Annotated in this window: 25 protein-coding genes; 18 read left to right on the top strand and 7 right to left on the bottom strand. The window is 73.4% G+C overall.

Going from position 1 to position 26785, the window contains the following annotated elements; genetic code table 11:
* Positions 1-28: 28 nt before the first annotated feature.
* From LH044_RS04030 to LH044_RS04070, 9 genes are read left to right on the top strand one after another with little or no spacing between them, the layout of a single operon-like run.
* On the top strand, positions 29-1243 hold the full coding sequence (locus tag LH044_RS04030) for an amidohydrolase family protein (RefSeq protein WP_227758516.1): 1215 nt from the start codon (positions 29-31) through the stop codon (positions 1241-1243).
* The gene (locus LH044_RS04035; RefSeq protein WP_227758517.1) at positions 1243-2460 is read left to right on the top strand and encodes a M24 family metallopeptidase; all 1218 of its coding nucleotides are present in this window, start codon (positions 1243-1245) and stop codon (positions 2458-2460) included. Before LH044_RS04030 ends, LH044_RS04035 begins: the two co-directional genes overlap by 1 nt.
* Entirely contained in the window at positions 2460-3608 is a 1149-nt protein-coding gene (locus LH044_RS04040; protein ID WP_227758518.1) for a M24 family metallopeptidase, read from the top strand. The genes LH044_RS04035 and LH044_RS04040 overlap by 1 nt, the downstream gene beginning before the upstream one ends.
* The gene (locus LH044_RS04045; RefSeq protein WP_227758519.1) at positions 3605-4564 is read left to right on the top strand and encodes an enoyl-CoA hydratase/isomerase family protein; all 960 of its coding nucleotides are present in this window, start codon (positions 3605-3607) and stop codon (positions 4562-4564) included. The genes LH044_RS04040 and LH044_RS04045 overlap by 4 nt, the downstream gene beginning before the upstream one ends.
* Positions 4561-6903, top strand: coding sequence for a CaiB/BaiF CoA-transferase family protein (locus LH044_RS04050; protein ID WP_227758520.1), 2343 nt, complete (start codon positions 4561-4563; stop codon positions 6901-6903). The genes LH044_RS04045 and LH044_RS04050 overlap by 4 nt, the downstream gene beginning before the upstream one ends.
* On the top strand, positions 6900-8591 hold the full coding sequence (locus tag LH044_RS04055) for an FAD-dependent oxidoreductase (RefSeq protein ID WP_227758521.1): 1692 nt from the start codon (positions 6900-6902) through the stop codon (positions 8589-8591). The genes LH044_RS04050 and LH044_RS04055 overlap by 4 nt, the downstream gene beginning before the upstream one ends.
* Positions 8592-8605: 14 nt before the next feature.
* The gene (locus LH044_RS04060; RefSeq protein ID WP_227758522.1) at positions 8606-9916 is read left to right on the top strand and encodes a cytochrome P450; all 1311 of its coding nucleotides are present in this window, start codon (positions 8606-8608) and stop codon (positions 9914-9916) included.
* 2 nt (positions 9917-9918) lie between these two features.
* Complete coding sequence (locus LH044_RS04065; protein ID WP_227758523.1) at positions 9919-10713, top strand: SDR family NAD(P)-dependent oxidoreductase; 795 nt, start codon at positions 9919-9921, stop codon at positions 10711-10713.
* 11 nt (positions 10714-10724) lie between these two features.
* Positions 10725-11294 carry a MarR family winged helix-turn-helix transcriptional regulator gene (locus tag LH044_RS04070; RefSeq protein ID WP_227758524.1) on the top strand — a complete coding sequence of 190 codons (570 nt, stop codon included), beginning with the start codon at positions 10725-10727 and terminating at the stop codon, positions 11292-11294.
* A 4-nt stretch (positions 11295-11298) separates the two neighbouring features.
* On the opposite strand, the gene LH044_RS04075 is transcribed toward LH044_RS04070, so the two are convergent.
* Complete coding sequence (locus LH044_RS04075; protein WP_227758525.1) at positions 11299-11943, bottom strand: nitroreductase family protein; 645 nt, start codon at positions 11941-11943, stop codon at positions 11299-11301.
* 243 nt (positions 11944-12186) lie between these two features.
* On the opposite strand from LH044_RS04075, the gene LH044_RS04080 reads away from it, so the two are divergent.
* Positions 12187-12522 (top strand): hypothetical protein, encoded by a 336-nt coding sequence (locus LH044_RS04080; protein ID WP_227758526.1) that lies wholly within the window; start codon positions 12187-12189, stop codon positions 12520-12522.
* 162 nt (positions 12523-12684) lie between these two features.
* Here LH044_RS04080 and LH044_RS04085 read toward each other — a convergent pair whose 3' ends face one another.
* Both LH044_RS04085 and LH044_RS04090 read right to left on the bottom strand, forming a co-directional pair.
* Positions 12685-14376 (bottom strand): NAD(P)/FAD-dependent oxidoreductase, encoded by a 1692-nt coding sequence (locus tag LH044_RS04085; RefSeq protein ID WP_374210534.1) that lies wholly within the window; start codon positions 14374-14376, stop codon positions 12685-12687.
* Positions 14377-14447: 71 nt separating this feature from the next.
* A complete protein-coding gene (locus LH044_RS04090) occupies positions 14448-14684 on the bottom strand; it encodes a hypothetical protein (RefSeq protein ID WP_227758528.1) in 237 nt (78 codons plus the stop codon).
* A gap of 263 nt (positions 14685-14947) precedes the next feature.
* On the opposite strand from LH044_RS04090, the gene LH044_RS04095 reads away from it, so the two are divergent.
* Positions 14948-17473, top strand: a complete 2526-nt coding sequence (locus tag LH044_RS04095; RefSeq protein ID WP_227758529.1) for a penicillin acylase family protein — start codon at positions 14948-14950, stop codon at positions 17471-17473.
* On the opposite strand, the gene LH044_RS04100 is transcribed toward LH044_RS04095, so the two are convergent.
* Positions 17457-18179: an acyltransferase gene (locus LH044_RS04100; RefSeq protein WP_227758530.1), complete on the bottom strand. Its 723-nt coding sequence runs from the start codon at positions 18177-18179 to the stop codon at positions 17457-17459. The two genes, LH044_RS04095 and LH044_RS04100, sit on opposite strands and share 17 nt — an antisense overlap.
* A 128-nt stretch (positions 18180-18307) precedes the next feature.
* On the opposite strand from LH044_RS04100, the gene LH044_RS04105 reads away from it, so the two are divergent.
* The 5 genes from LH044_RS04105 (at position 18308) to LH044_RS04125 (ending at position 23164) form a co-directional block, all read left to right on the top strand.
* Positions 18308-19996 carry a glycosyltransferase family 2 protein gene (locus tag LH044_RS04105; RefSeq protein ID WP_227758531.1) on the top strand — a complete coding sequence of 563 codons (1689 nt, stop codon included), beginning with the start codon at positions 18308-18310 and terminating at the stop codon, positions 19994-19996.
* The gene (locus tag LH044_RS04110) at positions 19993-20232 is read left to right on the top strand and encodes a hypothetical protein (protein WP_227758532.1); all 240 of its coding nucleotides are present in this window, start codon (positions 19993-19995) and stop codon (positions 20230-20232) included. The genes LH044_RS04105 and LH044_RS04110 overlap by 4 nt, the downstream gene beginning before the upstream one ends.
* Before the next feature lie 138 nt (positions 20233-20370).
* Entirely contained in the window at positions 20371-21303 is a 933-nt protein-coding gene (locus tag LH044_RS04115) for an iron-containing redox enzyme family protein (protein ID WP_227758533.1), read from the top strand.
* Complete coding sequence (locus tag LH044_RS04120; protein WP_227758534.1) at positions 21300-22634, top strand: PP2C family protein-serine/threonine phosphatase; 1335 nt, start codon at positions 21300-21302, stop codon at positions 22632-22634. The genes LH044_RS04115 and LH044_RS04120 overlap by 4 nt, the downstream gene beginning before the upstream one ends.
* A gap of 104 nt (positions 22635-22738) precedes the next feature.
* A complete protein-coding gene (locus LH044_RS04125) occupies positions 22739-23164 on the top strand; it encodes an ATP-binding protein (RefSeq protein WP_227758535.1) in 426 nt (141 codons plus the stop codon).
* A 7-nt stretch (positions 23165-23171) separates the two neighbouring features.
* On the opposite strand, the gene msrA is transcribed toward LH044_RS04125, so the two are convergent.
* Positions 23172-23672, bottom strand: a complete 501-nt coding sequence (gene msrA, locus LH044_RS04130; RefSeq protein ID WP_227758536.1) for a peptide-methionine (S)-S-oxide reductase MsrA — start codon at positions 23670-23672, stop codon at positions 23172-23174.
* 107 nt (positions 23673-23779) lie between these two features.
* The gene (locus tag LH044_RS04135) at positions 23780-24463 is read right to left on the bottom strand and encodes a TetR/AcrR family transcriptional regulator (protein WP_227758537.1); all 684 of its coding nucleotides are present in this window, start codon (positions 24461-24463) and stop codon (positions 23780-23782) included.
* A 97-nt stretch (positions 24464-24560) separates the two neighbouring features.
* Between LH044_RS04135 and LH044_RS04140 the strand changes: the two genes are divergently transcribed.
* Complete coding sequence (locus LH044_RS04140) at positions 24561-25265, top strand: hemerythrin domain-containing protein (RefSeq protein ID WP_227758538.1); 705 nt, start codon at positions 24561-24563, stop codon at positions 25263-25265.
* Positions 25265-26296: a pyridoxamine 5'-phosphate oxidase family protein gene (locus tag LH044_RS04145; RefSeq protein ID WP_227758539.1), complete on the top strand. Its 1032-nt coding sequence runs from the start codon at positions 25265-25267 to the stop codon at positions 26294-26296. Before LH044_RS04140 ends, LH044_RS04145 begins: the two co-directional genes overlap by 1 nt.
* Before the next feature lie 77 nt (positions 26297-26373).
* Here LH044_RS04145 and LH044_RS04150 read toward each other — a convergent pair whose 3' ends face one another.
* The gene (locus LH044_RS04150) at positions 26374-26727 is read right to left on the bottom strand and encodes a hypothetical protein (protein WP_227758540.1); all 354 of its coding nucleotides are present in this window, start codon (positions 26725-26727) and stop codon (positions 26374-26376) included.
* Between the last annotated feature and the right edge of the window lie 58 nt (positions 26728-26785).

Genomic DNA, 26785 nt, shown 5'->3' on the forward strand with positions numbered 1-26785 from the left:
GGGACATCGACACGACAGGGGGGACGAGGTGGCCGACACCAGCACGCTCGTGTATCCGACCGGGGGCCTCGGCGCGCCCAAGGACCGCAGCCCGGGAGCACCCGTCGACCTCGGCCTGCCCGCCGGGTTCGAGGTGTTCTCGGCCGACGACCACATCAGCCTGGCCGACGACATCTGGTACGAGGGCTTCCCGGAGCGCCTCCGCGACCAGGCGCCGCGCGTGATGCAGGTCGACGGCGGCTGGGTCCTCGGCTCGAACGGGACGACCTTCCTGCCGCCGGCGTTCATCGAGGTCCTCAACCAGTACGACCCGGTGCCGGGCTCGCACACGGGCGACATCGACGCCCGCCTCGCCGCCCTCGACGCCGAGGGCGTGACCTCCGAGCTGGCGTTCCCGAACGCGATCCTCGCCCTGCTCATGTGGCCCGACAAGGAGGTCCGGGAGCTGTGCTTCCGGATCTACAACGAGTACCTGGCCGGCGTGCAGGAGCGGTCCGGCGGGCGCATCTGGGGCGTCGGGCTCATCAACTGGTGGGACGCCGAGGGCGCCGCCCGCACGCTCGACGAGCTCACCTCGCTCGGCATCCGCACGTTCCTGATGCCGCTCAACCCGGGCAAGGGCGACGACGGCAAGCCGCTCGACTACGCCAGCGACGCCATGGACGGCGTCTGGTCCGCGATCGAGGACTCCGGCGTGCCCGTCTCGCACCACATCGGTGAGACCACGCCGGGGATCCCGAGCCAGCACAACACGCTGGGCGTCGGGATGCTGCAGTCGGTGGCGCCGTTCCGGGAGGTGTTCGCCAAGTACGTCCTCGGTGGCATCCTCGACCGCCACCCCGCGCTGCAGGTGGGCTGGTTCGAGGGCGGCATCAACTGGGTCCCCTCCGCGCTGCAGGACGCCGAGCACATCGCCGCGTCGTTCGCGCACCTCCACGACCACGAGCTGCAGCACCCGGTCCAGCACTACTGGGAGGCGCACATGACCGCCTCGTTCATGGTCGACCCGCTCGGCCTCGAGCAGATCGACCGCATCGGCGTGACCCGGGCCATGTGGTCCTCGGACTTCCCGCACAACGAGAGCACCTACGGCTACACGCCCGAGGTGCTCGCGTCGGTCGTCGCCCAGGTCGGGCCCGAGGCCGCAGAGGCGATCCTCGGCGACAACGTGCGGTCCTTCCTCGGGCTCGGCGAGGCGGCGGGCGACGGGGTCCGGGACCGCAGCCCTCGGGACGCCCGCTGATGCCCGCCGGCCTCATGGAGCGGGCCGCGCCGGCGCGGCTCCCCTCCTCCCCCGACCTCGGACGCATGCGGGCCGATCGGATCGCCAAGGTGCGGGCGAACATGCAGCAGGCGGGCCTCGACGCCGTCGTCCTGCTGGGCAACACGAACGTGGTCTACGCGACCGGCGCGACCTGGCCGCTCGGCGACCCGGGGCGGGCCAACTTCGAGCAGCCGGTCGCCGTGGTGCTGGCCGACGACGAGTGGCCCCACCTCTTCACGCCGCTGCCCGACGATCCCGGCCTGCCCGCCGACCACGTCCACGGGCCCGTGTACCTCGACCTCGACGAGGGCGTGCAGCGCTTCGAGCGCCAGCTCGCCGAGCTGGTGCCCGCCGGCGCCAGCATCGGCGTCGACGAGTGGACGTTCGCGATGGCCAGGGAGAGCTCGCTGCTCTTCTCCGACGGCACGCCGCGGGACGGCGGCAAGGCCATCACGAAGGCCAAGGCGGTCAAGACGCCCGACGAGCTGGCGGGGCTGCGCGAGGCGCTCCGCATCACCGAGCAGGCCATCGCAGAGGTGCAGGCGGCGATCGCCCCCGGGATGCGCCAGGTCGAGATGACCGCCACCTTCCTCCGGGCCGTCTTCGACGCCGGCGCCGACGCCAACACCCTCGACCCGATCTGGCAGGTGATGCCGCCCACCATGGGCGACGGCCCCTGGACGACCCACGGCGACCTCGCCTGCCCGCTGCTCACCACCGAGCGGGAGCTGCAGCGCGGCGACGTGCTGTGGGTCGACACGAGCATCACGCACCGGGGCTTCCACTCCGACTTCGGGAGGACGTGGATCGTCGGTGCGGACCCCACGCCGCGCCAGCGGGCTCAGTTCGAGCTCTGGTCCGACATCGTCCGCGCCGTCCTCGACGTCACCTGCGCCGGCGCGGCGCAGTCCGAGCTCACCGCCGCCGCACGGGCGGTCGCCGGCGACCGGACGCCGTGGATGCCGCACTTCTACCTGGGCCACGGCCTCGGCATCGACGCCGCCGAGATGCCGTACGTGGGCAGCGACCTCGGCGAGCAGTTCGACGCCGGCCACGCGCTCGAGGCCGGCATGGTCCTCGTGCTCGAGCCGCTCGTGTGGGACGACGGCGCCGCCGGCTACCGCGCCGAGGAGGTCGTCGTCATCACCGAGGACGGCTGGGAGCCCATGACCGACTACCCCTACGACCCGTTCTGATGGCCGGCACCCTCACCACCGAGGTCCAGCCCGACGCCGCCGCCCTCCGGCGCGAGCGCCGGGAGCGGGCGCTGGCCGAGATGGAGGCGGACGGCATCGACGTCCTGATCCTGGGCCGCGAGGGCAACGCCCGGTACGTCGCCGGCGCCCCCCGCCTGTGGACCGCCGGCTCGCGCCCCTTCACCCCGGGCTGCGTGCTCGTGCGGGCGACCGGCGACGTGCACCTGCTGTCGACGTGGGACGAGGGCATCCCCGACGACATCCCCCACGAGCACCTCTACGGCATCACCTTCAACCCCATGAACATGGTGCAGGTGCTGCAGGGCGTCGCCGGCGCCGCGACGGCGGCGCGCGTCGCCACGGACTCGCTCACGCCGATGTTCGCCCAGCTGCTGCCGGCCGCGTTCCCGATGGCGGAGATCGTCGACGGCGAGGCGGCCATGCGGCGCGCCCGGCGCATCAAGACGCCGGCCGAGGTGGACGAGATCCGGCGGTCGGTGGCGGTGGCCGAGCGGTGCCTGGCGGCGGCCGAGGCGGTGCTCACCGCCGGCACCACCGAGCGCCGGCTCACCGGCGCGTTCATGGAGGAGATGGCCCTGGCCGGGGTCACGACCCCGTCGAACCAGGACGTCGCCTGGATCACCTCGCCCGAGCACCCGTGGCGGCGGGGCGACCGGGACGCGGTCGTGGCCGACGGCGACGTGGTCGTGCTGGGCGGCGGTGTGGTGCGCGGCGGCTACGTGGGCGAGCTCGCACGGACCCATGCGGTCGGCGGCGGACACGGCCCGGTCCTCGACCGCCTCGCCGAGCTGCGGGGCGAGCTGCTGGCGGCCTGCCGGGCCGGCGCACCGGCGAGCGCGCTGCTCGACGTGTACGCATCCGGCGGGGTCACCCCGCCGCCGGCGCCGATCGCCCGTGGGCTCGGCCTGGGCTTCGACCTCCCGATCGTCGCCCCCGACCTCCCGGGCACCGCCGCTGCGGAGCCGCTCGACGTGGGCGTCGTGTTCGCGCTGACGAGCTTCGTGTGGGAGCCCGGCACCGGTGCCGCCATCGCGGTCGACCCGGTGCACGTGACCGAGCACGGCGCCGAGCTGCTGAGCAGCCCCGCGCCATCGACCAGCCCGACGAGCGCACAGGAGCAGGCGTGAGCGACATCCCCGCACCCGAGGAGATCGTCCGGTACGAGAAGGACGTGGCGAACAGGATCGCCACGATCACGTTCGACCGGCCGGACCGCCTCAACGCCCCGACCATCGGCGCCCGCCGCCGCTACGGCGACCTCATCTTCAAGGCCAGCCTCGACGACGACGTCAAGGTCCTGGTGATCCGGGGCGAGGGCGACGACCTCGGGTCCGGCGCCGACCTCGACGAGCTCATGGCCAAGCGGGAGGGCGACGCCGCGCTGCGCGAGGAGTTCGGCGTCGAGGACGACGACGACATCACGATGCCGCCGCCACGCAACTACCGGAACGGCGCGTCGCTCGTGCAGTGGTACGCCGATCCCCGGGCCGGTTGCCGGTCCCTGCAGGACTTCAAGAAGATCAGCATCCTCGAGGTCAAGGGCTACTGCTACGGCTGGCACTTCTACCAGGCCGCCGACGCCGATCTGGTGGTGTCGTCCGACGACGCGCTGTTCGGCCACGCCGCCTTCCGGTACGTCGGCTACGCGCCGCGGATGTGGCAGTGGGCGACGCTCATGGGCCTGCGGAAGTTCCAGGAGATGGTCTTCACCGGCCGGCCCTTCACCGCCGCCGAGATGGCCGAGCTCAACTTCATCAACAGCGTCGTGCCCCGCGACCAGCTCGAGGACGAGACAGCCAAGTACGCGATGGCGTGCGCGAACAACCTGCCCACCGACACGGTGTTCGCGCAGAAGGTGTTCTTCGAGATCATGAAGCAGCACCAGGGCGAGCACATGGGCAGCCTGATCAGCGCCTGGCTCGAGTCCATGCGGGGGCCGCTCAAGCCCGACGCCGACCGGTCGGTCATCGGCCTCGACCGCGAGACGATGGAGTCGGGGCTGAACAACGCGGTCAAGGGCAACGACCGGAACTTCCCGCCCGAGTGGCGGCTCTCCAAGTCCGGACGGGAGCAGCCCGAGTGAGCTCCGACGCAGCGGTCCGGCCGCTCGCAGGGCTCGAGGTCGTCGACCTGTCGAGCTGGATCGCCGGCGCGTACTGCAGCCGGCTCCTCGCCGACGCCGGCGCCGCCGTCACGCGGGTCGAGCCCGACGGCGGCCACCCGCTGCGGACCTGGTCGGCCTCGGGCGAGTCCGCCGGCGCGCTGCACCGGCACCTGACCGACGGGCTCGCCGAGCGCCCGGCGGACGAGCTCGACGACGTCCTGGCCACGGCGGGAGCGTGCGTGTGGTCGCCCGGGGCCGCGTTGGACCCCCTCGCGATCCGGACCGCCCACCCGCACCTCACCGTCGTGGCCATCTCCCCCTTCGGGCTCGACACGCCCTGGAGCGACCGTCCCGCCACCGAGTTCACCCTGCAGGCCTGGTCCGGCGGGATCATCGGCCTGGGCCGCGGCGCCGCCGACCTGCCACCCGTGCACGTCGGTGGCCAGGTCGGCGAGTGGCTCGCCGGCGCCTACGCCGCGGTCGGGCTGCTGGCGGCCCTGCGCGACGGGGGCGGTGAGCTCGTCGACGTCTCGATGCTCGAGGTCCAGGCGATGTGCCTCACCTACTACCCCGTCACCTTCCACGACTCGTTCGGCCGTCCGATGCGCAAGCGCCGCGCCCTCACCGTCCCGGGCGTCGCAGCCGCGAGCGACGGGCTCGTCGGGCTCGGGGTCGGCACCGGCCAGCAGTGGCTCGACTTCTGCGTGATGGCCGGCCACCCCGAGTGGGCCGAGGACGCCTCCCTGTTCACCGAGCGCGGCGCCCTCGCCGGGCAGATCGACGAGTGGGTCGGCGGGCAGACCGTGGCCGAGGTGCTCGACACGGCCTCCGCGTTCCGCATCCCCAACGCCCCGATCGTCGACGGCGCCAACGCCCCGACGATCGAGCACCTCCGCGAGCGCGAGGTGTTCCGCACCGCCGAGGACGGGACCGTCCGGCCCCGACCGCCGTTCCGTATCACGACCCCGACCGGCGCCGGTCCCGCCCCCACGCCACGTTCTGCCCCCGCGCCACGTTCTGTTCCCGGGACCTGGGGCGTTCGCCCCGGTCCTCGGGAACAGAACGGGCGGGGGTCGCCGTTCCGCGGGTTGCGCGTGCTGGACATGACCGCGTACTGGGCCGGCCCGTCGGCCAGCCACCTGCTCGCCCTGCTGGGCGCCGAGGTCGTGCACCTCGAGTCGGCCCGCCGCCCCGACGGCGCCCGCCTGGTCGGCGGCCGGTCCCAGGACCTCGACCGGTACTGGGAGCAGGGCCCGATCTTCGCCGCCCTCAACACCAACAAGAAGAGCCTCACGCTCGACTTCGCCAAGCCCGAGGGGCTCGACCTCCTCCGCCGCTTCATCGCCACGTGCGACGTGGTGATCGAGAACTTCACGCCGCGGGTGCTCGATCAGCTGGGCTTCACCTACGAGTCGCTCCGGGAGCTGCGCGACGACCTGATCGTGGTCAGGATGCCCGGCTTCGGGCTCGACGGGCCGTGGCGCGACAACGCCGCCTTCGCCTTCGTCATCGAGGACGCGTCGGGCCTCACCTGGATGACCGGGCACCCCGAGCAGCACCCGGTCGAGCCGTACTGCACCGGCGACTCGAACGCCGGGCTGCACGCTGCCTACGGGCTGCTCCTCGCCCTCGCCCAGCGCGACGCGACCGGCACCGGCTGCCAGGTCGAGGCGGCGATGGTCGACGCCGCGCTCAGCATCACCGCGGAGCAGGTGGTCGAGCACTCGACGAGCGGCGTCCGCCTGGCGCGCGACGGCAACCGGGGTCCCGCGGCGGCCCCCCAGAACCTCTACGAGTGCGCCGACGCCGACGAGTACGGCCGCGAACCGGCCCGGGTGGCCGTTGCGGTCGCCACCGACGAGCAGTGGACGGCGCTGCGTGGCGCCCTCGGCGACCCCGACTGGGCCGCGGACCCCTCGCTCGACGACCACGCCGGCCGCCGGGCCGCGCACGACCTGATCGACGACCGGCTGCGCGAGTGGTGCGCGTCGAGGACTGCGGACGAGGTCATCGGGGCGCTCTGGAGCGCCGGCGTGCCGGTCGGGCGGGTCCTGCAACCGCACCGCCAGCCCGAGCTGCCGCCGCTGCAGGCGCGGGGCTTCTTCGAGGAGCTCGACCACCCGGTCATGGGACCGGCGCGGTACAGCACGATCCCGTTCCGCCTCGGCGGACGGCCCGAGGCGCTGCACCGGCGTCACGCTCCGCTCCTCGGCGAGCACACCGCCGAGCTGCTCGGCGAGCTGGGGCTCGGGCCGGCGGAGCTGGCGCAGCTCGAGGCCGACGGCGTGATCGCCACGGCCCTGGAGGGCGCCGCATGACCGCCGACGCCGCACCGGCGCACGAGTGGGACCACGAAGTCGACGTCGTCATCGTCGGTTCGGGCGGCGGCGGCATGGTCGCGGCGCTCGCCGCCGCCGATGCGGGCGCGAGCGCCGTCGTGCTGGAGAAGCGCGACCTCATCGGCGGCTCGACGGCCATGTCGGGCGGGGTGGTCTGGATCCCCGACAACCCGCTGCTCCGCGCCGACGGCGTGGCCGACTCCTACGAGGACGCCATGGCCCACTTCGAGGCCGTCGTCGGCGACGTCGGGGCCTGCTCGTCGCCCGAGCGCCGCAGCGCCTTCCTCACCTCCGGACCCGAGATGGTGACGTTCCTGCAGGAGCAGGGCGTCCGCTTCGAGCGGTGCGTCGGCTACAGCGACTACTACTCCGACGAGAAGGGCGGGCTCGCCACCGGTCGTTCCATCGAGCCCGAACCGTGGGACGGCCGGCGGCTCGGCGCCCTCGAGCCGCGCCTCCAGCCCGGGCTCGCCGCCGGCGTCGGCCTGGCGGTCAAGACCAACGAGGTCCGCACGCTCGCGCACTGGAACCGGACGCCGCGGGCCTTCGGTACCGCCACCCGGGTCATCACCCGGACCTGGGCCGCGAAGGCCCGGCGCCGGCACCTGCTCACCAACGGCGCGGCGCTGATCGGCCAGATGCTCGCCATCGCCCAGGACCGGGGCGTGCCGGTGTGGACCGACTGCCCGGCCACCGACCTCGTGGTCGAGGACGGGCGCGTCGTGGGCGTGCGGGCCACGCGTGACGGCGAACCGATCACGATCCGGGCCCGGCGTGGCGTCCTGCTGGCCGCCGGCGGGTTCTCGCACAACGCCGAGATGCGCCGCGAGCACGCCCCCGACCGGCGCCAGCAGCCGCGTTGGTCGATCGCCAACCCGGGCGACACCGGGGACGCGCTGCAGGCCGCCATGGCCCTGGGAGCGCAGACCGATCTCATGGACGAGGCCTGGTGGCTGCCCACGCCGCGCGGCGGCAAGTTCGGCCAGTCGACGCTGGTCGACGCCCGGTTCCGACCCGGCGCGATCTTCGTCGACGCCGAGGGCCACCGGTTCGTGAACGAGGCCAACTCGTACATGGAGATCGGCCGGGCCATGTACGAGCGCGACCGCACCGCGCAGGCGGTGCCCTGCTGGCTCGTGTTCGACGACGGCTACCGGCGCCGCTACTCCCACGGTCTGTCGCGCCCCGGCAAGCTGCCGAAGGGCCTCATCGAGAGCGGCACGCTGAAGCGGGCCGACACCATCGAGGCGCTGGCGGCGGAGTGCGGCATCGACCCCGCCGGGCTGGCGGCCGAGGTCGCCCGGTTCAACCGCGAGGCCGAGCACGGCCGCGATCCCGAGCACGGTCGCGGGTCGTCGGCGTACAACCGCGCGATGGGCGACCCGGGCCACCGGCCCAACCCGTCGCTCGGACCGCTCGCGAGGGCGCCGTTCTACGCCGTCGAGGTGGTGCCGTCCGACATCGGCACGTGCGGCGGCCTCGTCACCGACGCCGACGCCCGCGTGCTCGGCCCCGACGACGCCCCGATCCCCGGCCTCTACGCCACCGGCAACATCACGGCCACGGTGATGGGACGGCGCTACCTCGGCGCCGGGGCGAGCATCGCCAACACGATGGTGTTCGGCTACCGGGCCGTCCGCCACGCCACCAGCCCACCGACCGACTGACTTCGGGACCGACGATGACCGACACGAACACGACCGACGCGACCACCGGGGCAGCGGGCGAGGGCGCGGCGCCGGCCGATGCGGACTACTTCCGGTCCGGCCGCCTGATCCGCGACCCCTACCCGTACTGGGACGCGCTGCGCGCCGAGTGCCCGGTGCACCAGGAGCCGCACGAGGGCGTCTACATGGTCACGGGCTACGACGAGGCGCTCGCCGTCTACCACGACCCCGGCACGTTCTCGTCGGTGAACTCCGTGATCGGCCCGTTCGGGAAGTTCCCCGTGCCGCTCGAGGGCGACGACCTCACCGAGCTGATCGAGGAGCACCGCGGCGCCCTGCCCTTCACGGACCAGCTGCCCTCGTTCGACCCGCCCAGGCACACCGAGCACCGCAGCCTGCTGATGCGGCTGTTCACGCCCCGCCGCCTCCAGGAGAACGAGGAGGCGATGGGCCGGATCTCGAACGAGCTGATCGACGGGTTCGCCGCATCGGGGGCCTGCGAGTTCGTCGGTGACTTCGCGTCGCCCATGGCGATGCTGGTGATCGCCGACCTGCTCGGCGTGCCCGAGGAGGACCGCGGTCGCTTCCGCGACCAGCTCGCCGCGCCGTCGACGAGCGGCAAGGCCGGCGTCGACCACTCCCCCCTCGAGTTCCTGTACGAGACCTTCCGCACCTACATCGAGGACCGCCGGGCGAACCCACGCGACGACGTGCTGACCCGGATCGCACAGGCCACGTTCTCCGACGGCTCGACCCCCACCGTCACCGACGTGATGCTGCTCGCCTCGAACCTGTTCGCCGCCGGGCAGGAGACCACCGTCCGGCTGCTCACCTACTCGCTGCAGAAGCTGGCCGAAGACCCGGAGCTCCAGGCCCGGCTCCGCGCCGAGCCCGACGCCATCCCCAACTTCATCGAGGAGGCCCTGCGGTTCGAGAGCCCCATCAAGGGCGACTTCCGCCTCGCAAAGCGCACCACCGAGGTCGGCGGCGTGACGATCCCCGCCGGGTCCACGGTCATGGTGATCAACGGCGCCGCCAACCGCGACGAGACCAAGTTCGAGTGCCCGAACGAGTTCCGCCCCGATCGCCCCGACGCCCGGGAGCACATGGCCTTCGGCCACGGCGTCCACTTCTGCATCGGCGCTGCGCTCGCCCGGGCCGAGGGCCGCATCACGGTGGAGTGCATGCTCGACCGCCTCGACGACATCCGCATCTCCGAGGAGCACCACGGCCCCGCCGGCGACCGCCGCTACCGGTACGTTCCCACCTACATGTTGCGAGGCCTGTCCCAGCTCCACCTCGAGTTCGCCCCGGCGGGCAGCTGAACGTGGGTGAGCTCGACGGCAAGGTCGCGATCGTCACCGGCGGCGCCAACGGGATCGGGAGGGCGACCGTCGAGCTGTTCGTCGCCGAGGGCGCCGGCGTGGTGATCGCCGACCTGGACGAGGACGCCGGCACCGCCCTGGCCGACGGGCTCGGCGACGCGGCTGCGTTCGTCCGCACCGACGTGGGCGACCGGGACTCGATCGAGGCGGCCGTCGACCGGGCCGTCCAGCGCTTCGGCGGCCTGCACGTCATGTACAACAACGCCGGCGTGTCGGGCGTGCCCCGCCGGTTCCTCAAGGACACGCTCGCCGACTTCGACCAGGTGATCGGCGTGTCGCTGCTCGGGGTGATGCTCGGGAGCCAGGCCGCCGCCCGCCGGATGGTCGAACAGGGCACCGGCGGCGCCATCGTCAACACCGCGTCGCTCGCCGGGATCACCCCGGGCGCCGGCGTCATGTCGTACCGCGTCGCCAAGGCCGGGGTCATCCACTTCACCCGCTGCCTGGCGCTCGAGGTGGCCGAGCACGGGATCCGGGCCAACGTCGTCGCGCCCGCCAACATCGCCACCGCGATCAACGCCGGCTTCGACATGGGCCGGACGATCGAGGTGACCCAACCGCTCGCCAGCCACGGCACCCCCGAGGACGCGGCCCAGGCCGCGCTCTACCTCGCGTCGGACCGGGCCCGGCAGGTGACCGGCACCGTGCTGCCCGTCGACGGCGGCACCTCGGTCGGCATCCCGGTGCAGCGGATGGCCGAGATCATGCGGCCCCGGACGCCGCCCACGGACCCGTAGCCTGGGCCGCCATGGCGTACCGGCCGTCCCCCTACGACGTCGTCGAGGCCTCGCGCCGGGTGTGGGTCGAGCGCTGGGACGGCCCCGCCGCGTCGGGCAACGCCGTGTTCACCGCGATCCTGCGCTCCCAGCAGATGCTGATGCACCAGGTGAACGAGGTGATGAAGGATCACGGCCTCACGTTCGCCCGCTACGAGGTCCTCGCGTGGTTGGCCGCCGAGCCGCGATCGGCGCTGGCGCTCAGCTGGATCAGCGAGGTGCTGCGGATCCCGCCGGCCACCGTGACCAACCTCATCGACCGGCTCGTCGCCGACGGGCTCGTCCGCCGCGTCCCCCACGAGTCCGACGCCCGCACGACCCTGGCCGAGATCACCGACCACGGGCGCGCGGTCGAGCGGAAGGCGACCGAGGAGCTGAACGAGGGCGTCTACCGGCCCCTCGCCCTGTCCGAGGCCGAGCGCGACCGGCTGATCGGCCTGCTCGGCGAGCTCCGGTCCCGCGGCGGCGAGTTCGACACGAGCCGTTCCGACGACCGCATCGCCCGCCTCGACTCGACCCGGGGCGGCCCGGCGGGTCGATGACGCGTCAGCTCGCCGGTCCGACGATCGGCGTGGCCGGCTCCCCCCACCGGTCGAGGTAGGTCACGTCGCCGACCGGACGGCGGCGCAGCGGGCCGTGGTGGCCGCGCGGCCAGCCGACGACGACGTGGCCGGCCATCAACCAGTCGTCGGGCACGCCGATCGACGACCGCATCAGGTCCTCGCCGTAGGAGGCCCAGCTCGTGAGGCAGGCGCCGAGGCCCTGGGCCCGGGCCGCGAGCAGGAAGTTCTGCATGGCCGGGTACACCGACCCGCCGAGCAGCAGCTCCGACGCGCTGTCGTAGTGCTTGGTCGTGAACAGCACCGACGTGAACTCGCCGGCCCGGTCGTGGAACTCGTAGGTCGCCCGGTGCGAGCGGGCGATCCGGCTGCCGTCGTCCGGATCAGGACGTGACATGGAGTAGAGCGGCTCGATGATCTCGAGCGAGATCGCCGCCGCCCGGGCGACGACCTCCCGCTGCTCGGGCGAGCGCAGCACGACGAACCGCCACGACTGCCAGTTGCCGCCGGACGGCGCCCACGTGGCCGCCTCGAGGCAGCGGCCGAGCGTGGCGTCGTCGACCGGCTCGTCGGTGTAGCGGCGGATCGCGCGGGCCGTCGCCATCGCGGTCCAGACGTCCAGGTCGGTCATCGGATCCTCGCCCTCCTCGTCACGGCGAGACCACGGCGGTCGCCATCGGGACATGCTCGCACCCGCTCGGACCGCGCCCGGGCCCGGATCCGGGCGTCCACCCCCCGATCGGAGCGTTCGTCCCATCCGCCGGGACGTGGGCGGCGCGACCGGCCCGTCGAGCCGGCCCCGGCGCAGATCGAGCCGCTTCTTCTGGCCGCCCCGTCGAGGGGTAGACGGCGCGCACACCAAAGGAGGTGGGACATGACGACACAGCAGTACCCGCAGCAGTACCCGCCGGCATCGACGCCGGCAGACAGGGTCTCCGACGGCAACAGCGCTTCGACGAGGCAGACCCACACGGTCAGGGACGTCCGGGAGACCCGACCGTCGTTCAAGACGACGGAGTTCTGGGTCATGCTCGTGGCGATCGCGGGGATCCTCGTCGCCACCTACGCCGACAGCGACTCGTTCGACCGCGTCGACGGGTGGCGCTTCGTCACCTTCGTCGTCGTGGGCTACCTGATCAGCCGTGGCCTGGCGAAGGTCGCCTCGTACGACCGGGTGGACCGCGAGATGGGCGATCGCGACTCCCGCTGACGGTCTCGGACGCGGCGCGGCGCACGGGTCGACCGACACCCCACCGGGGTGCCGGGCGGCCCCGCTCCGCCGCGTCCGGTGAAGTGGGCGCTCGCGAGGCCTCACGGCGGCGTCCGACCCCGGGCGCGGAGGCGCCCCGACCGACGTGCGGACCGCAGCCGGTCAGAGGGTGCCGAGGAAGGCGTGGACGAGCGGGACCACCGAGGACCCCTCGCCGCTCGCCGCCGCCACCCGTTTCATCGACCCGGAGCGGACGTCGCCCACGGCGAAGATCCCCAGAGCCGACGTCGCCAGGCTCGCCGGCGGGAGCCCGTCGGTCCAGGCCTCCGGCGGCACGTCCCGGCCGGTGAGCACGAACCCCCGCTCGTCGAGGTCCACCGCCGGCGGCAGCCACTCGCACCGGGGGTCGGCGCCGATCAGCAGGAACAGGCCCTCGCAGTTCCGGCGGTGCGTCTCGCCCGTCTTCGTGTCCCGCAGCTCGATCCACTCGAGCTGGGCGGCGCCGCCGCCGTCGACGACCTCGCAGCACGGGCTCACCTGGATGCGCTCGTTGTACTCGATCTCGTCGATGAGGTAGCGGGACATCGTGTCGTCCAGGCCGTCGCGCCGCACGCAGATCGTCACGCTCTTGGCGAAGCGGGCGAGGTGCAGCGCGGCCTGCCCGGCGGAGTTGCCGCCGCCGACGACCACGACGTCGAGCCCCTCCATCTCCCGCGCCGCGGTCATGGCGCTGCCGTAGAAGACGCCCCGACCGGTCAACGCCTCGATGCCGGGCACGCCGAGCTTCCGGTACGCGGCGCCGGTGGCGATCACGACGGCCCGGGCCCGCACGTCGCCGCCGTCGGTGTGCACGAGGTGGGGCACGCCCTCCTCGCAGGGGGTGAGGCCGGCGACGTCCCAGCCGGTGATGAACCGCGTGCCGAAGCGAGTCGCCTGGAGCCGGGCCCGCTGCGCCAGGCGCATGCCGGAGATGCCCCGCGGGAAGCCCAGGTAGTTGCGGATCATCGAGCTCGTCCCGGCCTGGCCGCCGATGGCCTCGGACTCGAGCACCACGGTCGACAGGCCCTCCGACGCGCCGTACACCGCGGCGGCGAGCCCCGACGGGCCCGCACCGACGATGCACAGGTCGTACACGGTGTCCTCGGGGATCTCGTCGGGCCGGCCGTAGAAGGCCGCGGCGAGCTCCCTCGTCGAGTGCACGGCGATGACGCCCTTCGTCAGCACGTCGACCAGCGGCAGCGTGGGCTCACCCCCGTACGAGGCGATGATCTCCCGGCCGACGTCGGAGTCGGGCTCGTGGACCCGGTGGGGCATGCCCATCCGGACCAGGAGGTCGCGCAGGTCGACCGTGAGGGAGTCGTGGGGGTCGCCGACGATCCGGACCGCCTCGACCTCGGGGTCGGCGACCGTCGACCCCCAGTCGGACAGCAGCTCCGTCACCGCGGTGTGGAACTCCTCGTCGCGTGCGCCGCGGGGCGTCAGCAGCAGGGCGTCGAACTTGCCCTTGGCCTGTCCGTGCCGGAGCTGCTCGCTGTCGGTCAGGAACCGCTCGAACGGCGACACGACCAGCGACCGGAACGTCGGGCAGGTCTGGCGCCAGCGGTGCAGCGTGTGGAGCAGGCGCTGGTAGTCCTCGTCGGTCGACCGGTCGTCGACGAACACCGAGGTGTCGGTGACGACCATCGCCAGGTGGTCACCGGTCGCCGACACCTCGTGGATGACATCGGCGACGGCGTCCGCCGAGCGGATCAGCCGGACGTCGTAGTCGCGCTGGTAGCGGGCGAACTCCCGCTCCAGCGGTTCGGCGTCGGCGTCAGCGACGAGGAGGATGACCGGATCCACCCGGTCCAGCATCGCGCGGGGCCGGACGTCGCCCCGGCCACGGGCATCGACGACCGCAGCCGGGACCGCCGTCCGCCGGCGGCTCAGCCCTCGGGCAGCGCCGCGAAGTCCTTCTTGGCCTGGTTGTACCACTTGAGCCCCGAGACGGGCCGACGCCAGCGGCTCTTCATGTCCTTGAGCGCGGGGCCGTGGGCGTCGTCGCCGGCGGCGACGGCATCCTTCAGGTGCTGGTCCTGCAGGTGGATGACGTCGTCCGCGCTCTCGCCGTGGTGGGCGTGGTCGCACGGGCCGCCGAGCTGCTGGCAGGTCATCGTCTTCATGGGGTTCGCTCCTCGTCGGTCGGGGTGCGAGGAACGTACGACGAGGCCGATCGGGGGAGCTTCTTCGATCCTGATCGATGCCTACGGCCCACCCCATCCCGTTTCTGACGCCACGGAGTGGGGTCTGTGACGCACGATCGTCACGAGAACCCGCTGAACGCGCCGGCACGGCGACTCCCTCGGGACATGCGGGTGGACCATCGGTACCCTGAGGCCCGTCGCTGGGGGCGGCGGGAGGGCACCAGATGCGAGCACCGGCGGGTGTGCGACGGAGATCGGGACGAGGGCGCGCCGCGCTCGGCGCAGTCGCGGTCGTGCTGGTCGCCGGGCTGGTCGCCGCCTGCACCGTCGGACCGCCGGCCCCGACGCGGGGCCCCGAGGGCGGCACGCCGGTCGCGCCGCCGCCGACGGGCGACCCGGCGCTGATCTCGCTGTCGGTCATGCCCCCCGGCAACGGTGGCATCGGAGGACCGACCGCCGCCCACCTCGACGACCAGCGCGAGCGCTACGACCGGATCGACGACGCGGTCGCCGACGGCACGCTCGACGACGCCACCCTCGCGCCGTACTTCAAGGACGCCGGCCTGGGCACCTCGACCCCGGTGCGCACGGAGACGCCGGCGGCCGGCGTCACGATCGCGTGGGACCGGTGGGGCGTCCCCCGCGTCGAGGGCGACACGGCCGAGGAGGTCGCCTGGGGTGCGGGCTGGGCCGTCGCCGACGCGCGGCTCCTCGTCGCCGAGGCGGGGCGCCTGCTGGGACGCGCCGGCACGATCGAGATGGGCGGGTCGGACGACATCGTCAAGGGCATCCAGCAGGTGGGCACGCTCCCCCAGCTCGCCTACACCGACGAGGAGCTGCTCGACGGCCTCGACCGGGCCGTCGCCGCCGCCGGACCGGAGGGCCCGAAGATCCTGTCGTCGATCGACGCGTTCGTCGACGGCATCAACGCCTGGCTCGACCGCCACACCTTCCCGCCCGAGCTCCTCGAGCTCGGACTGCAGTGGCGGCACTGGACCCGGGCGGACGTGATCGCGGTCGGCGCCGCCGTCGACGACATCTTCGGGTCGGGCGGCGGCGACGAGGTCGGCAACGCCCGGGCGCTCGCCGCCCTCCGGGCGCAGCTCGGCGACGAGCGGGGACGGTCGGCGTTCGAACGGTTGCGCCACGCCGACGACCCCGCGGCCACCGCCCACGTCGGGGCGACCTTCCCGTACCCGGTCTTCGCGACCGCGGACGGCGGGCCCACGACCGACACCGCGGCGATCGACCCGGCGGCGGTGGCGCTGCCCGACCAGCCCGTTGCGGTCGCCGAACCCGCGGCCACGCCGTCGATGTCGAACTACATGGCGCTGACCGGGGCGCGCACGGCCTCGGGCCACCCGATCCTCGTCGGGGGCCCCCAGTCCTCCTACTTCGCCCCCCAGCTGCTGTTCGAGATGGAGCTGCGGGGCGGGGGCTACGACGCCCGCGGGATCACCTTCCCGGGGCTCGGCCCGTGGGTCGTGATCGGCCGCAACCGCGACGCCGCCTGGACCGCGACGGCCGGCGGCTCCGACATGTCCGACCAGCGCATGGAGCTGCTCTGCGAGCCCGACGGCTCGGCCCCCCGCCCCGACTCGCTTCACTACGTCTTCCAAGGCGAGTGCCGTTCGATGACCCGGCCAGACGCGGGTGAGATGACGGCGTGGCGGACCGTGCACGGGCCGGTGGTCGGGCGCACGACGGTCGACGGCCGTCCCGTCGCGATCGCCCGGGAGCGCCTGAGCCGCTTCCAGACCGGACACGCGGCGCCGGCCTTCTGGGCGCTCAACCAGGGCCTCGTCGACTCGGCGGACGACTTCGCACGGGCGATGTCGGACGTCCCGATGAGCTTCAACTGGGTCTACGTCGACGCGCACGACGTCGCGACGTTCCACAGCGGCTGGTACCCGATCCGGGCGTCGGGGGTCGATCCCGACCTCCCGTCGTGGGGCACCGGCGAGTGGGAGTGGAAGGGGCGGCTCGACTGGCGCCGCCAACCACAGGTGGTCGACCCCTCCTCCGGCTTCGCCGTGAGCTGGAACAACCACGTGGCCCCCGGTTGGCGCGAGCCCGACAGCGACTGGAGCTCGGGAGCGGTGCAGCGCGTCGACCTGCTCGATCGCCGCGCCGCCGCGCTCCACGACGCCACGCCCGCGGACGTGGTCCGGGCGGTCCAGGACGCCGCGACGGTCGACGTGCGCGGCGCACGGGTCCTCCCGGCGGTCCTCGACCTGCTGGACGCCGAGCCGGCCCCGTCGGACCGACTCGACCAGGTGCGCGACGAGCTGGCGACCTGGGTCGCCGCGGGCGCCCATCGCCGTGATCGCGACGACGACGGCTGGTACGACGACCACGCCGTGGCGGTGCTCGACGTCGCGTGGGAGGCGCTGGTCGGCGTCGCCGTCGGCCCCGACCTCCGGTCGTTCACCACGAGCCCCGATCGGCGGCCGAAGGTCCTCGACAACCCGCCGTCGCAGACGGGCGGGGCCTACGGCTACGGCTGGTACTCCGCTGCGCTCGACGGGATCACCGCCACGACGACCGGGCAGGGCGACGCCGACGGTCCACGGTGCGGTGGTGGCGACGTGGACCGCTGCCGCACCGAGCTGTGGGCGGTGCTGGGCGCCGCCGCCGACTCGGCCGGCCCCTGGCCGCGGCTCGCCGTCGGCGAGCGCATCCGGTTCATCCCCTACGTCTTCAACCTGCAGTCGATGCGCTGGCAGAACCGGCCGACGTTCCAGCAGGTCGTCAGCTTCGGCGGCTGACCGTCCGCGACGCTCCGCCGTCGACGACCGACAGGGCGCCGTCGTCCACGCGCCGGACGACGCGGGCCGGTGATCCCACCGCCACGGCGTGCGAGGGCAGGTCGTCGCACACGACCGAACCGGCCCCCACGGTGACGTGCTCGCCGATCGTCACCCCGGGGAGCACGACGACGCCGGCACCGAGCCAGGACCCGTCGCCGATGCGCACCGGCTCGGCCGGCTCCATCCGGTGGCCGATCGGGACCGACGGGTCCGACGGATCGTGCCCGGCGTCGGTGATGTAGACGCGAGGACCGAACCACACGTCGTCGCCGACCTCGACCGAGCGGTGGGCCACGATCGACAGCCCTGGCGCCGACCACACCCGGTCGCCGATCCGGATGATCGGTGCCCCGTCCGAGCGATCGGGCGACTCGGGCACGGCGGCGAGGCACACGCCCGCTGCGAGCAGCGTGTCGGAGCCGATCTCGACGTGGCCGAGCCCGACGAGCGTCGCGTACGGCTGCTGCACCATCGACCGCTCGCCGAACGAGCGGAAGCCCATCCGGTCGCCGTCGACCTGGCCGACGTAGGCCCAGCGCAGCGCCTCCCTCGCCACCGCGACGGCGGCGGTCGCCGTGGCGTGCAGCGCCGGGTGCAGGACCCGGACCGTCACGGCGTCGACGGCACGGGACGGGACCAGATCGCGGAGGGACGGCAGGCGCACGGCAGGACGGTAGCGCCGCCGGTCCCCTCGTCCCCCGTCCGCCGTCCGATCAACCCGGTTCCCACGGGGTGACACCCGTCGCCCTCGGAATTGTCAGGCGCGAGGGCGGACCGGCCGATCCCACGGGGGTGAAGCAGACCGCGCCCCGACCGATCTCCGATCGGCTCCCCCGCCGCGAGCCGACGTCGACCCCGGGACCGCCGAAGGGCGCACCGCTCCCCGTGGTCGACCGCGCCGCAGCGATCGATCCGACCACCTCCGAGCGCGTCCCCGCGAGCGTCCCTGCCCCGACCGAGCTCGCTGCACCGACCGCGGTCGCTGGCGCGACGGCCGAGGTCCGGCGCGCCGGACGACTCGCCCGCTACGTCGGCGTGCTGATCGCCACGATCTGCATCGGCGCCGCCCTCGTCCTCTGGCTCCTCGCCTCCGCCCGGGTCTCCGACGTGGAGGAGGCCCCGCGGACCGCCTCGTTCTTCGGGCGCTGGGAGTTCACCTACGACCCACAGGTCCCGGCCATCACCCTCGTGCTGGGCGCGATCGGCCTGGGGCTGCTGTTCGCCGCCGCCGCCGCGGTCGTCGAGCGGGTCGTCCTGGACCGGTCCCGCCGGTCCACCGACGCCGAGACCAAGCTGCTCGCCCCTCGGCTCGTGATGGCCGAGACCCGAGGCGTCTTCGCGGGACCGGTCACGGTCACCGTGCTCATCCCGGCCCACGACGAGGCGGCGTCGATCGGCGCGACCCTCACATCGCTCGCCGCCCAGGAGCCGGCGCCGGACCGGGTCATCGTCGTCGCCGACAACTGCACCGACGACACCGCCGCGATCGCCCGCGCCCACGGCGCCGAGGTGTTCGCCACCGTCGGCAACACCGAGAAGAAGGCCGGCGCCCTCAACCAGGCGCTGCGAGGGCTGCTGGGCGAGATGGGCGACAACGACGTGGTCATGTGCATGGACGCCGACACCGTCCTGGACCCCGGGTTCCTCGAGGCCGGCATCCAGCGCTTCACCGGCGACCGGGCGCTCATGGCGATCGGCGGCCTGTTCTACGGCGAGGAGGGCCACGGGCTCATCGGCCAGCTGCAGCGCAACGAGTACGTGCGCTACTCGCGTGAGATCAAGCGCCGGCGCGGTCGGGTCTTCGTGCTCACCGGCACGGCGTCGATGTTCCGCTCCCGTGCGCTGCGGACCGTCGCGGCGAGCCGCGGGACGATCCTCCCGGGGGTCAACGGCGACGTGTACGACACCGCGGCGCTCACCGAGGACAACGAGCTGACGCTCGCGATCAAGTCGCTGGGCGGCCTCATGGCCTCCCCCGACGGCTGCCGGGTCGTCACCGAGCTGATGCCGACCTGGCGGAACCTCTGGACGCAGCGCCTCCGCTGGCAGCGCGGCGCCCTCGAGAACCTCGGGGCCTACGGCCCCACGCCGACCATGCTGCGGTACTGGGCGCAGCAGCTCGGCATCGGGTACTCGGTCATCGCGCTGAGCGCGTTCTGGCTCCTGATCGGCGTGACCGCCGTGTCCACGGACCGCTGGGTGTGGTTCCCGTTCTGGCTGGGGGTCGGGAGCATCTTCGTGGTCGACCGCGTGATCAGCGCGTGGAAGGGCGGCTGGCGGGCCCGCCTGCTCGCGGCGCTGCTGGTCCCCGAGCTGCTCTACGACATGTACCTGGACCTGGTGTACGTGAAGGGGATCCTCGACATCACGTTCGCCCGCACCGCGACGTGGGGCCACGTCGCGCACGGGACCGCCTCCGGGCCATCGCCGCAGGGCGAGGGCAGATCCGACGTCGGCGCGGCTGCGGGGGTGTCGTCGTGAGCGCCGCCGTGCTCGCCGGCCTCCTGCTCCCGGAGGGCCTCATGCACACGAGGTGGTTCGCCGTGCTGAGCGCCTTCGTCGCCATCAACACGGTGCTGTACCTCACCCTCGCGATCATCAAGATCCTGCCCAAGGCGTACCTGAGCGACTGGGTCGACCACCGGAACCGGCGGACCGAGACCCGCAGCATCTACCCCGAGAGCGATCCCGTCTCCGGGGCGCCGCCGGCGGCCTGACGGACCGGCGGGTCCGGCACGGCGACGGGCGTCCCGCGTCGTGGAGCCGTGCGACGGAGTGGTGCCTCGGGGCACCTCGACTCGCCCGATCGGGGGACTGCGGTGATCGGCCCCGGCGCGCCGGGTAGAGCGGCCCCGATGGATCGTCGGCTGCACCCCCGGTTCGAGATGGCGCTGCGGCTCGGGGGCGACGACCTCTCGGGGCTGGCCGGGGCCACCCGCGCCGACGAGCGCGACGGCCTCCTCACCCTCGCCCGGATCCACGACCTGCACCTCGGCCCGGTCGACGAGGTCGGGCCGGCGGTGCGATGGCAGCACCACCCCGTCGTCGCAGGGCTGAAGGCGCACCTGGAGGCGGAGCTCCTCGCCTCGCTCCCCGCCCCCGGCCCGGAGGGCCCCGATGCGGTCGCCGCCATCCGGCGTCTCGGCCGGGAGGGCCTGGTGCCGGCGGTGTACGACTGGGTCGCCGACGACGCGTCGGAGGACGAGCTCGTCGCCTTCCTCGCCGTCGAGGGCGGTCCCGACGCCAACTTCGACGACCTCGTCGCGATCTGCCAGGTGGGCCTCAGGGGCGAGCCCAAGATGGAGCTCGCCCGCAACTACTGGGACGAGATGGGCCGGGGCGACCCCGCACGCGTCCACACGGAGCTGCACCGCGCCCTCGTCGCCGCCCTCGCGCTGCCGACCTTGCCCCGCGCCCAGCAGCCGTCGAGCGCGCTGCGCCGCACCGCGCTCGGCAACGTCCTGGCGACCAACCGGGCCCTGCAGCCGGAGCTGGTCGGGGCGCTCGGGCTCCTCGAGCTGCAGGCGGGACCGCGGTGCCGCCGGGTCGTCACGGCGATGCGCCGGCTCGGGCTCGGCGCGGACGCTGAGGAGTTCTACGCCGAGCACGCCGACGCCGACCCCAGGCACGGCAAGGACTGGGTCGCCCACGTCATCGCCCCGTTGGCGACCGAGCCCGACTGGGCCTCCAGGATGGTGACCGGGGCCCGCTGGCGCTCGGTCGTGAACGCAGCGTTCTTCGACGACATGGCGGCGACCTTCATCCCTCGCCGACGCGCCAGCGCATGAGCGCGCCGCCGGGCGACGGTCCGCCGGCGGCGGCCGACCCGACACCCACCGACGCCCCGGGCCGACGGAACGGGGCGCCACCCGAAGAGGGAGCGGCGGCCGGCACCGAGCCCCACCGTGGCCTCCTGGAGGCGCTGATCGACGGTTCGCACCTCGCGGTCCCGGACGACGTGCCGGCGCTCCTCGTCCGCCACGGCGTGCTGCTCGGCGCGCTCGACGTCGGCCTGTACCTCGCCGACCTCGAGCAGCAGACGCTGCGACCCGTGCCCAACCCGGCCGGATCGACCAGGGACCCGGTCGACATCGATGCCACGTTGGCGGGGCGCTGCTTCCAGCGCATCGAGATCGAGCGGTCCGATCCGGTCGACGGTCGGGTCAGCGCCTGGATCCCGGTCCTCGACGGCACCGAGCGGCTGGGCGTGCTCGAGGTCGTCCTCCCCGCAGGGCAGATCGCGCCTCCGATCACCGCCCTCACGGCGTTCGGCGGCCTGGTCGCCGAGCTGGTGGTGACCAAGGCGAACTACGGCGACCTCTTCGAGAAGGTCAGGCGGACCCGCCCGCTGTCCGCCGCCGCCGAGCTGCTCTGGCAGCTGCTGCCGCCGCTGACCTTCGCCAACAACGAGCTCGTGATCGCCGCCGCGTTCGCACCGCCCTACGACCTTGGTGGCGACGCGTTCGACTACGCCGTCGACGCCCACACGGCCCGGCTCGCGATCTTCGACGCGCTGGGCCACGGGCTCTCGTCGGGTCTCCTCGCCACGCTCGTCCTCGCCACCTACCGGAACTGCCGCCGGCTCGACATGCCGCTGGAGGCCACGGTCGAGGCGATCGACGCCGCGATCGCCGCCCAGTACACCGACAGCTCCTTCGTCACCGGCGTCGTCGCCGAGCTCGACATCTCCTCCGGCGAACTCCGCTACTGCGTCGCCGGCCATCCTCGACCGCTGCTCCTCCGCAACGGTCGGATCGTCAAGGAGCTGAGGAACGTGGTGAACCGACCGCCGCTCGGGTTGCGGTCGGGCCCGTGGGAGCCGGCACACGAGACCCTCGAGCCGGACGACCGGGTGATCCTGTTCAGCGACGGCGTAACCGAGGCCCGCCGCGAGGGCGGTCAGTTCCTCGGCGACGCACGGCTCGCCGACCTCATCGTCCGTGCCAGCGGCGCCGGCGCGCCCCCGCCGGAGACGCTGCGGCGACTGCTGCGCTCGATCCTGGACCACCAGGAGGGCGAGCTCCAGGACGACGCCACGGTGGTGATCCTCGAGTGGCGCGGCCCCGGCCCGGACCGCCTCGACATCGACGGGCCGCCCCATCTCGCGCCTCGGCCCTGAGGCCGCGCGCCGCCGCCCGCTCGGCCGGTCACGTCCGAACCCCCTCCCGTCCGGGTTCGGCGCGCCCCGCTCGCGGGTAGTGAGCAGTGACTGGAGGAGCGCACATGGCGGAGACGGTCACGACGTTGACCTGCGATGAACGAGCGCCCTCTCGAGCCCGGGACGTCGTCGCAGCACTGCTGTCCGGCTCCTCGCACGCCGGCGCCCGGGACGAGGCGATCCTGGTCGTCAGCGAGCTCGTGTCCAACGCGGTGCGCCACGGACGGTGCGAGCTCACCGACGTCCACGTGTGCATCGATGACGACGCCGCACTCATCGGGGTGAGCGACTGCAGCCACCAACCACCGCAGATCCGACCGCGGTCGGACGCTCCCGGCGGCCTGGGCATGCGGATCGTGGACGACCTGGCCGACGGCTGGTGGATCGACAGCACCGCCGACGGCAAGACGGTGTGGTGCCGGCTCCGGGCGCCCGAGCACGTCCCCGACGCAGGGCGTCAGGACGCGCCCGGCCACCCGGCCGGCCTCTGAGGAGCGGTCAGCTCGCGGTCAGCGTCCAGTCCGGACGCACCCAGTGGCAGGTGTAGCCGTGCGGGTACTTCTGCAGGTAGTCCTGGTGCTCCGGCTCGGCCTCCCAGAAGTCACCCGCCGGCTCGACCTCGGTGACGATCGTGCCGGGCCAGCGACCGGACCGCTCGACGTCGGCGATCGTGTCGATGGCGACCTGCTTCTGCTCGTCGTTCGTGAAGAAGATCGCCGACCGGTAGCTCCGACCGATGTCGTTGCCCTGGCGGTCGAGCGTCGTCGGGTCGTGGATCTGGAAGAAGAACTCCAGCAGGCGCCGGTAGCTCAGGACCTCGGGGTCGAAGATGACCTCGACCGACTCGGCGTGGTCGCCGTGACGGCGGTACGTGGCGTTCGGCGTGTTCGGATCGCCCGAGTAGCCGGTGCGGGTCGAGATCACCCCGGGCAGGTTCCGCAGCAGCTCCTGTGACCCCCAGAAGCAGCCGTTGGCGAGGATCGCTCGTTCGGTGGTCATCGTTCCTCCTTGGAGATGGCGGCCGACCGCCGCCGTGGGGGACAACGTCGGCGGCCTCCACCATCATCCCTCCCGAGCGGCCGGCCGTGTGTTCGCTGGCCGTCGGCTCAGCTCTCGTCGAGGAGCATCCAGCACAGCGTCGTGATGGCCCAGGTCTCGAAGCGATCGGGGGTCCATCCGCGCTCGTGGACCAGCCGGGCGTAGGCGCGGGCGTCGGTGAGGGTCACGATCGCGGTGGCCAGCTCGTCCTCCGGGACGTCGGGGCGGACGCCGGCAGCCTGCAGCATCCGCGTGAACATCAGGCCGTCCTCGTAGGCACCCGCATGCAGCTTCTCGCTCAGCGCCTGCACGCTCGCGTCGGTGCCCGCGACGGAGTCCACCAGCTGCAGGACGTCGGCGCTGCGCTCGTGGACCTTCCGCGCCCCTCGCATGCCGGCCTCGATGCGCTCGCGCGGCGACAGGTCGGGATCGAAGATCCGGGCGAACTCCTCGCGCTCGCGGATCAGACCGTCGTCGTCGTCGGACCCTGCGACGGCGACATCGGCGACGCGGGAGAGGATGCCGGCCTTCGAGTCGAACGCCGCGTAGACGAGCGGGCCCGACACGCCGGCCTCGCGGGCGATCTCGGCGATCGACGTCGACCCGTACCCCTGCTCGAGGAAGAGGCGCCGGGCGACCTCGACGACGCGCCGCCGCCGCTCCTCGGCGTCGGCTCGTCGGCCGCTGCCGTCGTAGCGACGCGGAGGGGGACCGTCCGAGGTGCTCCTCGATGCCGAGGATGGCGTTGACATGTCGGACCCCTTTTCATACAGTGCGCTCTATCCGATAGAGCATACTATCTCGATTCGACGCCGGCGATCCGGTGTCGACAGCCACAGGGAGGGCGAGATGACGATCACCACCACACCGTTGCCTGCACAGGAGGACTGGTCCCTCGACCGGCAGGCGCTCCCGGACTTCCTCGTCCTCTTCGCCGCCATGCACGATGCGATGCGCCGCGACGCCGCGCGCCTGGAGCGCGCCATCCGCGACGTGGCGCCGGAGCAGCCGGCGGTCCTCGCGCTCCGGGCCTGGTGGCAGCGCTACGCCGACGTCATCGTCCACCACCACCACCGGGAGGACGAGCTCGTCTGGCCCGCTCTCGAAGCGCGGGCACCGGAGTTCGCCGCCGCCCAGGCCCCGCTGCACGTCGACCACGACGCGCTGGATCTGGCGATGAGCGCGGTCGACACCGCCCTCGCGGCGATGGCGGCCCGGCCCGAGGCCGACGAGGTCCGTCGCGGGGCGACCGACGCTGCCGCCGCGTTCCGTTCGCTGCTCCTCGACCACCTCCGGCGCGAGGAGTCGCTGGCGTTCCCGCTGCTGGCCCGGACCTACACGGCGGAGGAGTACGAGGCGCTGGAGCAGCAGATGCGCAAGGGATCCTCGCTCCGGCAGATCGCGTTCGAGGTGCCGTGGGTGCTCGACGAGGCCGGCCCGCGCGTCCTGGCCCTGGCCGACGAGGCGGTGCCGGCGATCATGCGGGCGCTCCTGCGCCTCTCCTGGACCCGTCGCTACCGGCGGGTCGCCGGGCCGGTCCGGGAGGTGGCGTGATGTCGTCGGCTCCCACGACGACGCTCGACTGGCCGACCGTCCTCGAGCACATCGAGCGCTTCGTCACCACCGAGTACGCGTCGGTGACCCGCGCCGGGGCACCGGTGACGTGGCCCGTGACCCCGTACGCCGGTGCGGACCGCTCCACGATCGACGTCGCCACCGGTCTGACCTACCCGCTCAAGGCCGAACGGGCGCGACGCGACCCCAGGGTGTCGCTCTCGTTCTCGTTCCCGGTCGGCTCCGGCATCACCGACGCCCCGACCGTGCTGGTGCAGGGCCTGGCGACCGTGCGCGACGCCGACCTGCGCCACACCTCGAGCCGCTACCTCCAGGCGGCGGCCGACCGCTTCCCGGAGCAGTTCGCCGGGATCCCCACGTGGCAGCTCCGCCGCATGGGTTGGTACTGGACGCGCATGTGGGTCGAGGTCACCCCCGTGCGGGTCCTGTGGTGGGACGGCGGCGATCTGCAGACCGCACCGCAGGAGTGGCGCGCCCCCGCCGGCACGACGGCGCCGCCGTCCGATCCTGCGCCTCACGGCACGTCGTCCGGCGCCTGGTCGTCGAAGGTCGTCGATTGGCGCGCCCGGCGGGCCGGTGCGATCGAGCGGCTCGGGGCGCCGGTCATCACGACGATGTCGCCGGACGGCTGGCCCCAACCGTGGCGGGCCGTCGAGGTCGCCGAGACGCCCGACGGCTACGAGCTGGTGGCGCCCACGGGCATCGAGGTCGTCGACGGCCCGGCGTTCGCCTCGTTCCACTCGCACGCCGAGGTGTTCGACGGCCAGGAGAACATCGGTCTGGCCGGTCGGGTGGTCGTCGGAGGTGCCGGGGTCCGCATGGTCGTGGACCGGGCGCTGGCCGACTTCGGCGTGCCGACGAGCAAGCTCGGGGCGGCCGTCTCGATGATGCGGGCCGGCCGTCGGCTCCGCCCGAGGCTGCAGCGCGAAGCGGCGCGACGCGACGCCGTGCTCCCCTCCTTCGACGAGCTCGACTTCCGGCGACCTGCGAAGCCGCGCGCCACGAGGTGATGAGCACGGGCGTCGATGTCCGACGCTGCGGCAACGGGGTGGTCGCTGGTGTCGCCGTGCGCGCACACGGCGCGCCGCTACGGGCCGAGGACCGCCGTCAACGTCTCGCGCAGCTCGTCGTCGGTGAACTCGTCGGCGCGCGCCGTCGGCAGCTTCACGGTGCCGCGACCCGATGACAGGTCCGGGTGACGGGCGATGAAGCCGGCGTCGTTGGACCCGTGCAGCCCGTACAGCGAGAGCCCGTGCTTCCAGACGCCGACGGGGAGCCGGCGGTCGCCGACGACGAAGGTGGGCATGTCGTAGGTGATGCGCAGCTCCACCTCGGGGTGGATCGACCGGACGAGCCCCTCGACCCGGTCCCACATCGGCCGGTGCTCCGGCGCGATGCCGTCGAGGTAGGCCTGCACGTCGGGCGGGACGGCGGCGCTCACGGCGACCAGCCAAGCCGGTGCCGCGCCCCGACGGCGGGATGGTGGCGGCTCGCGCCGG

It is taken from the genome of Dermatobacter hominis (assembly GCF_020715685.1).
GTDB lineage: Bacteria > Actinomycetota > Acidimicrobiia > Acidimicrobiales > Microtrichaceae > Dermatobacter > Dermatobacter hominis.